The sequence below is a fragment of the Streptococcus sp. HMSC078H03 genome (genome assembly GCF_001808655.1).
Taxonomy (GTDB): Bacteria; Bacillota; Bacilli; order Lactobacillales; family Streptococcaceae; genus Streptococcus; species Streptococcus salivarius_G.
In genome coordinates, this window is record NZ_KV794121.1 from 1 (window position 1) to 2,069 (window position 2,069).

Genomic DNA, 2,069 nt, shown 5'->3' on the forward strand with positions numbered 1-2,069 from the left:
CACGTGAAATGCCACGAAGGACCTTGTTGTGAGTCGAACTCATAGCTCCAAAGATAAGCCCAAGAAGAAGGGCAACAATCAAGGCACCAATCGAAATACCGAGGGTATAGAAGAAACCTTTGGCAAACTGCCCAAAGTTAGCGAAGAAAGCAGCCCAACGTTCAAGAGCGAAAGGACTAGCCGTTTCAGTTAAAAGATACATAAATTCAGGACTCCTTTCTATTTATATTCAGCCTTAGCTGGTTTCAAGTGATACTTATCGTAGAGTTTTTGAAGGCTACCATCTTTTTGCCATTTAGCAATCAAATAGTTGGTATAATCAATCAACTCTTGGTTAGACTTGCTTGAAGCGATACCGTACTCTTGTGTTTTGAAACCTTCTTTTAAGGTTTTAGTTTTCTTACTTTCATATCCAGAGAGGATAGATTTATCAACTGAGAAAGCATCTACACGGTGAGCGTAAAGAGAAACAGCCAATTCTGGGAAAGATCCGAGTTGAACATAGTTGAACTTAAGGTTATTAGCTGAAGCGTACTCTTGCAACGCAGCCTTAGTTGACGCCCCTTGAGAAACACCGATAGTCTTACCATTCAAATCTGAGATTTTGTTAATACCTGAATCCTTAAGAACCAAGAAACCGATTTGGTCATAGTAGTAAGGAGTTGAGATAGCGTAAGAAGCCTTACGTTCATCATTAATGGTATAGGTAGCGATAAGCAAGTCGATAGTACCGTTATCCATAAGTGGTTCACGAGTTTGCGTCGTTACTGGGATATAATTCACTTTAACTTTTAACTCATCAGCAATCTTCTTAGCAAGATCAACTTCCATACCTTCGTAGGTATTAGTCTTAGCAGAATAGTAACCAAAGTTAGGAACGTCTTGCTTCACTCCAACATTAAGTGTCCCTCGCTTAACAATCTTTTGGACTGCCTTACTATTTAGGAGTTTGCTAGAATCTTCTGCCTCAGTTTTGTGACTAGAGAATAGAAAAACAGCTGTGATAGCCAAGGTGACGACTGTTAGATAGCGTAAGATTTTTTTGAAAGTCATAGGCAACCTCCTTAAGCATCGACGTGAACACGATCAGAGTTATGGTCGATAATCTTAGAAAGGAATTGTACTGCACGCGGTTCAGTAGGATTGTCAAAGAAACCATCCACATCAGTTGTGTCGACAAGAATCTGACCTTCAGCCATGAAAATGATACGGTCAGCCACACTACGGGCAAAGCCCATTTCGTGGGTAACGACCACCATGTTCATGCCACCTTTGGCAAGGTTTTGCATAACGGCAAGCACGTCACCGATAGTCTCTGGGTCAAGGGCTGACGTTGGTTCGTCAAAGAGCAAGAGTTCAGGGTTCATGGCAAGACCACGGGCAATAGCGATACGTTGTTTTTGCCCACCAGAAAGCATGCCAGGGTAAGAGTCTTTCTTGTCCCACATGTTAACGTAGCGAAGGAATTTCTCAGCAGTCTTTTCAGCCTCTGCTTTACTAATGCCAAGAACCTTGATAGGTGCCAATGTTACATTTTCAAGAACGGTTTTGTGAGGGTAGAGGTTAAAGTGCTGGAATACCATCCCTGCTTCCTTACGAAGTTCAACCAAATCTTTGGCAGAAGCTTCCGTCACATTATGTCCGTTAACGATTAGGGTACCGTTATCGATTGATTCCAAGGCATTGATTGTACGGATAAGGGTAGATTTCCCAGACCCAGAAGGTCCCAAGAGAACCACAACTTGTCCTTTTTCAATTTCTAGATTGATATCACGAAGTGCATGATAATCTCCGTAGTATTTATTGACATTTTTAAATTCGATAAGTGCCATAAGAACCTCCTAATAATGGATTTAGTTGTTAGCTTTTCTAACATGTACTAAATTTTAGCATAAGTAAAGCCGAAAGTCAAAAAATTCCGAATATTCTTTCAAAACGTTCGGATTTTGCTATATAATTAATCATTTTTTGATATAAATATGAGAAAAACAAAAACCCACCTGTAGGTGAGCTTTTTGTTTTATTCACTAGCTTTCTCCCATTGTTTAGAGAGGTAGCGAGAGTAGCTA

Annotated in this window: 2 protein-coding genes and 1 pseudogene; all 3 read right to left on the reverse strand. The window is 40.4% G+C overall.

The genetic code is table 11. The features are described from left to right. Positions 1-202 (reverse strand): annotated as a pseudogene (locus tag HMPREF2607_RS09655) (amino acid ABC transporter permease); the annotation flags it as partial. Positions 203-219: 17 nt separating this feature from the next. Continuing rightward, positions 220-1,053, reverse strand: coding sequence for a transporter substrate-binding domain-containing protein (locus tag HMPREF2607_RS09660; protein WP_070476860.1), 834 nt, complete (start codon positions 1,051-1,053; stop codon positions 220-222). 11 nt (positions 1,054-1,064) lie between these two features. Continuing rightward, positions 1,065-1,832 (reverse strand): amino acid ABC transporter ATP-binding protein, encoded by a 768-nt coding sequence (locus tag HMPREF2607_RS09665; protein WP_070476864.1) that lies wholly within the window; start codon positions 1,830-1,832, stop codon positions 1,065-1,067. Positions 1,833-2,069 lie beyond the last annotated feature (237 nt).

Bases quoted from the DNA above. Each gene is read 5' to 3' on its own strand.
- HMPREF2607_RS09665 (WP_070476864.1), bottom strand. From the start codon at position 1,832: ATGGCACTTATCGAATTTAAAAATGTCAATAAATACTACGGAGATTAT.
- HMPREF2607_RS09660 (WP_070476860.1), bottom strand. From the start codon at position 1,053: ATGACTTTCAAAAAAATCTTACGCTATCTAACAGTCGTCACCTTGGCT.